Below are 6,921 nucleotides of genomic sequence, written 5' to 3' on the forward strand. Positions count from 1 at the left end.
GTCCCATCGTGCCGTACGGGACCGACAAGGCGGCGTAAGGGGCGGTGGCCACGGCTCACCCGGTGGCGGGCGTCGCTCGGCGTCGCCTGCGGGCGGCGCACCCCAGCGTCAGCGCTACCGCTCCTGCCTGGAGGAGCAGCAGGGTCCCGCCGACCGTCACGATCCAGGCCGGGACGCCGCCCACCCTCAGCAGGGCGTACTCGTACCTGACCCGTCGGTACGGGGTGTCGTGGGCGGTCCGGCGCAGTTCGTGGTCGCCGGTGATGCGCTCGGGCTGCGGGAAGGTCTGGTCGATGGCGGTGAGGAAGGCGGGGCGGCTGCCGGTGAGGGCGCGGAGGGGGCCCTCGGGGCGGATGCGGCCGGCGAAGAAGACCTCGGGGCGGAACCCGCCGATCGCGCTGCGCGGCTCCATCCGGTGCGGCGCGAGGACGTAGAGGCCCAGGGACTGCGGGGTCGTGGCCAGGGCGGAGAGCCGCATCGGGTAGACGAGCCGGTCGCTGGCGAAGGACAGCCGCAGGGGGTCGAGGGTGCCCGAGAGGGTGCGGTGCCGCTCGGCGGGCGCCAGGCGGATGGCCACGTACTCCCAGCGTTGCGTCACGTACGGGCGGAGGGCGCTCGCCAGCGGGGCGGGGAGGTGGAAGCCATGGGTTTTCAGCCAGTTGCGCAGCGCGCCGGGGTCGGTGGCGGTCAGTCGGGCCACGTCGAACGGGCCCAGCCGTTCGCGGCCCACGACCCCGACACCGGGAGCGCCCGCGGACGGCGGCGGGGCCTCGGCGGCGTCCAGGTTCTGCCCGAAGGGCCAGTCGCCACCGCGCGGCCAGAAGTAGTGGCGCTGCGCGACAGCCGGCTCGGTCAGGGTGGCGAGCCGGTCGAAGACCGCCGGATCGCCCAGTTTCACCGTGGCCCGGTGCGGTACGGGCATGATCCACGCGGCGTCCGGTGCGGTGCCGTTCACCTGCAGACTCATCACGATCTGCTCGGTCTTCCCGTCCCAGCGCACGACCGAGGTCTCCCGGCCCACCGTCATGGTGGTCTTCGGGTCGTGCACCATCGCCCCGCAACCACAGGCGTACGCCGGCCGGGCCAGCGACACCAACTGGACGGCCAGCAGCATCAGGACCACCAGCAGCGCCTGCCGGTGCGTCCGTCGCCGTCCGCCAGTCCGCGCCGCCGCGGCCCCTCGCGCCCGTGGCCGGACCGTCGCCAGAGCCATGTCGTCCCCCGCCCTCTTTCTGCACTGTGTCTGACCTGGACTTCTCGCCGCCAGGCCGGTTCGCCGCCGCCGGCCGCAGACAGCCGGCAGCCGGCACCGGGCCCCGGCAGCGTCGACACAGACGGTGGGGAGAGGGTGGCTGGTTCCCGTCGGTGCCCGCCCGTGGTGTCCCGGCCGGTCGCCCCGCGATCGTCCCGGGGCCGATTCCCGCTGCCGGCACCGCGTCCCTGTCGTCACCGCGCCCCTGTCGTATCCCCGCCCTATACTCCGCGCCGTGCCTTCACCGCCCCCGGCCGCGCCCCGCCGGAACGGGCCCGACCGACCGCCGCTGCCCACCGGCCGGCGTCGGCTGGTCGCCCGTCTGCCGATCCAGGTGTACCGGGCCGGGCTCGGCGGGATCTTCGGCGGGCGGCTGCTGCTCCTGCACCACCGGGGCCGTCAGAGCGGGCGGCCGCGGCAGGTGGTGCTCGAAGCGGTCGCCCACGACCGCGCGGCGGGCACCTGGACGCTGGCGTCGGGCTTCGGCCCCCGCGCGGCCTGGTACCGGAACCTGCGGGCCCATCCGGACGCGGTGATCCAGGTCGGCCGTCGCCGGTACGCCGTCACCGCCCGCTTCCTCTCCTCCGAGGAGGGCGGGGAGGTCATGGCGCGCTACGCCCCGCGGCATCCCCGGGCCGCCGCGAAACTGGCCGCCTTCATGGGCTTCGACGGGGACGGCAGCATCGACGGCTACCGCCGCGCGGGGGAGCAGATCCCGTTCGTCCGGCTCGTGGAGCGAGGGCGGGCCGGTCTCGGAGGCTGACGCGAAAGGGCCCTCCGGCCGGGGCCCCTTTCACACCTGTTCACCCACGGCTGGGGAGGCGCGGTGCGGTCAGTTCGCCGCGCCCGCCTCGGCCGCGCGACGGGCCGCGCGTATGACCTCCTGCGCCTCGGCCCCGGTCTCGACGGCCGGCGGGGAGCCGGGCAGCGGCTTGCGGGCGCTCTCCGACATCCGCCAGACGGCGATCCCGCCGATCACGGCCGCCGCCATCATGTAGTAGGCGGGCATCATCTTGTTGCCGGTCGCGCCGATCAGGGCGGTGACCACCAGCGGCGTGGTGCCGCCGAAGAGCGACACGGAGATGTTGAAGCCGATCGACAGCGAGCCGTAGCGGACCTTGGTCGGGAAGAGTGCGGGCAGCGTGGCCGGCATCGTCGAGGTGAAGGCGACCAGCAGCAGACCCAGCGCGGCCATGCCCAGCGCGATGGCGAGCAGCGACCCCTGCCGGATCAGCAGCAGCGCGGGCACCGACAGCACCAGGAAGCCGGCGCAGCCCGCGGCGATGACCGGGCGGCGGCCGAAGCGGTCGGAGAGCCGGCCCGCGAACGGCTGGACGCCCATCATCAGCACCATCACCCCGAGCACGACCAGCAGACCGTGCGTCTCGTCGTACTTCAGCTCCGAGGTCAGATAGCTCGGCATGTACGACAGCAGCATGTAGTCGGTGACGTTGAAGACCAGCACCAGCCCGACGCACAGCAGCATCGCCCGCCACTGGCCGAAGACCATCTCGCGGACGCCGATCCGCTTCTCGGCCTCGCGGCGCGCCTTCTCCTTCGTCCGCGCCTCCTTCTCCAACTGGGCGAAGGCCGGGGTCTCTTCGAGCCGCATCCGCAGGTAGAGGCCGATGATGCCCATCGGACCGGCGATCAGGAAGGGGATCCGCCAGCCCCAGGAGTTGAGGTCGTCGGTGGACAGCAGCGCCGTCATCAACGTGACCAGGCCGGCGCCGCCGACGTAACCGGCCAGCGTGCCGAACTCCAGCCAGCTGCCCAGGAATCCGCGCTTCTTGTCGGGTGCGTACTCGGCGATGAAGGTCGAGGCGCCACCGTATTCGCCACCGGTGGAGAAGCCCTGCACCAGGCGGGCGACCAGCAGCAGGATGGGCGCGCCGACGCCGATGGTGGCGTAGGAGGGGATCAGGCCGATGGCGAAGGTGCCCACCGCCATCATGATCATGGTGATGGCCAGCACCTTCTGGCGGCCGATGCGGTCACCGAGCGGCCCGAAGACCATGCCGCCGATCGGACGCACCAGGAATGCCGCCGCGAACGCGCCGAACGTCGACAGCAACTGCGCGGTCGGGTTCCCGGACGGGAAGAAGACGTGCCCGAGAGTGACCGCGATGTAGCTGTAGACGCCGAAGTCGAACCACTCCATCGCATTGCCCAGCGCGGCTGCCGACACCGCCCGCTTGACCATCGCGGGGTCGACGACGGTCACCTGCGGCGAGGACTTCTGCTGCGGGTCCGCGTGCCGGCCCTTTCGCGGACCGGGTGCGGCATCGGCACGACTGCCGATGGGGGGACGGGGGCCGGGTGCGACGGGAGACTGCGTCGGCACGTGTTCGCTCGCCTGCGCTCTCTGGGACGACTACAGGAACCGCCCGCCACCGGGGTGGCGGGCATTGCCCGCCATGGCAGCGACGGGCAGGCCCGCCATCGAGCGGCGGGGCAAAGGTCGACCATAGGGGCAGAACGGTTCATCACGGACAGTGCGCGGATGACCGCGCAGGCGGTCGTATACCCGCTCCTTGCAGGGGAAACTCCGTTTTGCCGAGCAATGTGAGGGACTTTGGTTTGTGATCCATCTCGCGGGGATCGGGCGCAACCGTCCGCCGTGATGTGACATCGGCCACCCGCGATGCCCGGGATGTGCCGCCGCGATGCCCAGGACGTGCCGCCGCCGGGTCATCCATGCGAAACGGCGCAGCGCGGGCAGGGCACGCGAAACGGCGTGCCGTACGCGAATCGGCGCGACGGCACACAGCACCGCCGCGCCGAGACGGGATCGTCGCGTTCCCTCAAGGATCGGCCATGCCGCGCCGCCCCGCCACTCGGGCGCCCGGGCCGCCCGTCACGGCATCCACGCCTCGTACGACATCACCTGTCCCGCCTCCACCTTGAAGCCCGGGTGGTCCGTGGTGAAGGTCGCTTCCAGACCCAGCAGTTCGCCGGTCCGCGGGTCGAGGATCACCATGTGCCGCAGGCCCGCCCCGTCGTGCACATACGCCTCGCCGCGCCGCCCCAGCCGGTCGGTGACCGAACCGGCCGGCCGCAGGCCCCCGGCATCCGCCAGCATCCGCACGACGGCGGCCGTCTCGCGCGGCCCCGGAGTCCACTCGCCGCGGAACGAGGAGAGCGCCTGCAGGAGTTGGGGGACGGTACGGGTGCCGCCCGCCCCGCCGTACAGCCACCCCAGCTCGGCGCGCAGCTTCGCCGGGTCCGTCGGCGGCCGCGTACGCGAGGCCAGGCCGCCGTGCTGCGCCTCGGAGCCCGCCGGGTAGGCCCTCCGGTGCAGGACCTTGCCGTCGCTGACGGTCCGCCAGTGGCCGTCGTCGTCATGGATGACCGGACGGCCCGGGTGCCGGGGATCGGTGGCCACGACCAGTTCGGAGCCGCTGCCGTCCGCGTTCCACCGGGTGATGCGCTCCTCGGGCACGGTGACGGGCGGCGCCGCGTCCGGCCCCTCCTGCATGCTCAGGTACCAGCTCTGCACATGGCTGCCCCGGTGCGGACCGTCCCCCGGTGCCGCCGCCCGGGCCCTGGCCTCCGCCCTCCGGGCGAGTTCGGCCAGCGGGACCGGCCGGGCCTCGGCGTGCGGGACGAGCGGCCCGGGCGCCGCGGCCGCGGGGCTGCTGCCGGCGTCGGAGAGCAGGAAGCAGACCACCGCCACCAGCGCGAGCACCGCCGCCTCCGCACGCAGCATCAGCCGGCGCCCGGCCCGCCGGGCACGCGTCCGGTGCAGCAGCCGGGCGAGGCCCGCTTCGGCGCGGGCGTCCAGCGGCCGGTCCCGCCAGCGGCCCGCACTGGCCGGTACGGGATCGGCCGCGCGCAGCAGCTCCAGTTCGTCACCCATGGCGGCCCCCATTGCCGTCGTCTCCTGCCCGCGCGGACACGGTCGTCCGCGTACGGTCGATCTCCGCGCGCAGCCGGCGGCGCGCCCGGTGCAGCCGCATGGCCGCCGCGCTGTGGCCGCACCCGAGGGTCACCGCCAGCTCCTCGACGGTCAGTTCCTCCCAGGCGGTCAGCCGCAGTACCTCCTGGTCGGCGGGTGAGAGCCGGGCCAGCGCCTCGTGCACCCACGAGCCGGGCCGCTCGGCGTCCGGGCTCTCCACGGTCTGCCGCCGGTGCGCCGCCTCGTGGTTGCCGAGCCGGTTCAGCAGCCGCCGGTAGCGGCTCAGCCCGCGCACCGTATTGGCCAGGCAGTTGCGGGCCACTCCGTAGAGCCAGGGCAGCGGGGACTCGGGGAGCTCGGCACGGCGCCGCCAGGCTATGGAGAAGACCTCCGCCACCACTTCCTCGACCTCGTGTGCCTGCCCGTCCAGCCGTCGCGCCACGAAGCGGCTGACCGCCCAGTAGTGCGCGCGATAGGCCTCGGCGAAGGCGTCGTCCGTGCTCATGAACCCTTGGTGTCCGGCATGCCCCCGATCTTCACACCTGCACCGAGTGACACATCCCACGCCCGCGACCCGGGTTCGCCCGCCCGTCGGCGGTGAGGACGGAGGGGGTCCCGGACACCTACGGGGCATGAAGCTCCCCGTGAAGTGGCTGACGACCACTGACCACAAGACGATCGGCACGCTCTATCTGGTCACCGCCTTCGCGTTCTTCTGCGTCGGCGGTCTGCTGGCGCTGGTCATGCGCGCCGAACTGGCCCGGCCGGGCCACCAGCTCATGTCGAACGAGCAGTTCAACCAGGCGTTCACGATGCACGGCACGATCATGCTGCTGATGTTCGCGACGCCGCTGTTCGCCGGTTTTGCGAACTGGATCATGCCGCTGCAGATCGGTGCGCCCGATGTCGCCTTTCCACGGCTGAACATGTTCGCCTACTGGCTCTACCTCTTCGGTTCACTCATCGCGGTGGGCGGATTCCTGACCCCGCAAGGCGCGGCGGACTTCGGCTGGTTCGCCTATGCGCCACTCTCGGACGCGGTGCATTCCCCCGGCATCGGCGGCGATATGTGGATCATGGGTCTGGCCTTCTCCGGCTTCGGCACGATCCTGGGGGCGGTCAACTTCATCACCACGATCATCTGCATGCGGGCGCCCGGCATGACGATGTTCCGAATGCCGATCTTCACCTGGAACGTGCTGCTGACCGGTGTGCTGGTCCTGCTGGCCTTCCCGGTGCTCGCCGCCGCGTTGTTCGCCCTGGAGGTGGACCGTAAATTCGGTGCGCACATCTTCGACGCCGCGAACGGCGGGGCGTTCCTCTGGCAGCACCTCTTCTGGTTCTTCGGGCACCCCGAGGTGTACATCATTGCGCTGCCGTTCTTCGGCATCATTTCCGAGGTCATTCCGGTGTTCTCCCGGAAGCCGATGTTCGGTTACTTCGGTCTGATCGCCGCGACGATTTCGATCGCCGGTCTCTCGGTCACGGTATGGGCGCACCACATGTACGTCACGGGCGGCGTACTGCTGCCGTTCTTCTCCTTCATGACGTTCCTCATCGCCGTTCCGACCGGTGTGAAGTTCTTCAACTGGATCGGCACGATGTGGAAGGGCTCGCTGTCCTTCGAGACGCCGATGCTCTGGGCGACCGGCTTCCTCATCACGTTCGTCTTCGGCGGTCTGACCGGTGTCATCCTGGCCTCGCCGCCGATGGACTTCCACATCTCCGACTCGTACTTCGTCGTGGCGCACTTCCACTACGTCGTCTTCGG

6 protein-coding genes are annotated in these 6,921 nt (G+C 71.7%); 2 read left to right on the forward strand and 4 right to left on the reverse strand.

What is annotated here, in order from left to right:
• Positions 1-55 precede the first annotated feature (55 nt).
• A complete protein-coding gene (locus AB0G35_RS05035; protein ID WP_360943849.1) occupies positions 56-1,114 on the reverse strand; it encodes a DUF2330 domain-containing protein in 1,059 nt (352 codons plus the stop codon).
• Positions 1,115-1,487: 373 nt separating this feature from the next.
• Here AB0G35_RS05035 and AB0G35_RS05040 point away from each other — a divergent pair, with 373 nt between their 5' ends.
• The gene (locus tag AB0G35_RS05040) at positions 1,488-2,015 is read left to right on the forward strand and encodes a nitroreductase family deazaflavin-dependent oxidoreductase (protein ID WP_360943773.1); all 528 of its coding nucleotides are present in this window, start codon (positions 1,488-1,490) and stop codon (positions 2,013-2,015) included.
• A gap of 69 nt (positions 2,016-2,084) precedes the next feature.
• On the opposite strand, the gene proP is transcribed toward AB0G35_RS05040, so the two are convergent.
• The 3 genes from proP to AB0G35_RS05055 all read right to left on the reverse strand — a co-directional run bounded on the left by proP (position 2,085) and on the right by AB0G35_RS05055 (position 5,655).
• Positions 2,085-3,596 (reverse strand): glycine betaine/L-proline transporter ProP, encoded by a 1,512-nt coding sequence (gene proP / locus AB0G35_RS05045; protein ID WP_360943776.1) that lies wholly within the window; start codon positions 3,594-3,596, stop codon positions 2,085-2,087.
• 513 nt (positions 3,597-4,109) lie between these two features.
• Positions 4,110-5,111, reverse strand: coding sequence for a CU044_5270 family protein (locus AB0G35_RS05050; protein ID WP_360943779.1), 1,002 nt, complete (start codon positions 5,109-5,111; stop codon positions 4,110-4,112).
• The gene (locus AB0G35_RS05055) at positions 5,104-5,655 is read right to left on the reverse strand and encodes a sigma-70 family RNA polymerase sigma factor (protein WP_360943782.1); all 552 of its coding nucleotides are present in this window, start codon (positions 5,653-5,655) and stop codon (positions 5,104-5,106) included. The genes AB0G35_RS05050 and AB0G35_RS05055 overlap by 8 nt, the downstream gene beginning before the upstream one ends.
• Before the next feature lie 127 nt (positions 5,656-5,782).
• Between AB0G35_RS05055 and AB0G35_RS05060 the strand changes: the two genes are divergently transcribed.
• Positions 5,783-6,921: cbb3-type cytochrome c oxidase subunit I (locus AB0G35_RS05060; protein ID WP_360943785.1), on the forward strand; the 1,139-nt coding region annotated here is incomplete at its 3' end.

Source organism: Streptomyces sp. NPDC021749, from assembly GCF_040640655.1.
In the GTDB taxonomy this organism is placed as follows: Bacteria; Actinomycetota; Actinomycetes; order Streptomycetales; family Streptomycetaceae; genus Streptomyces.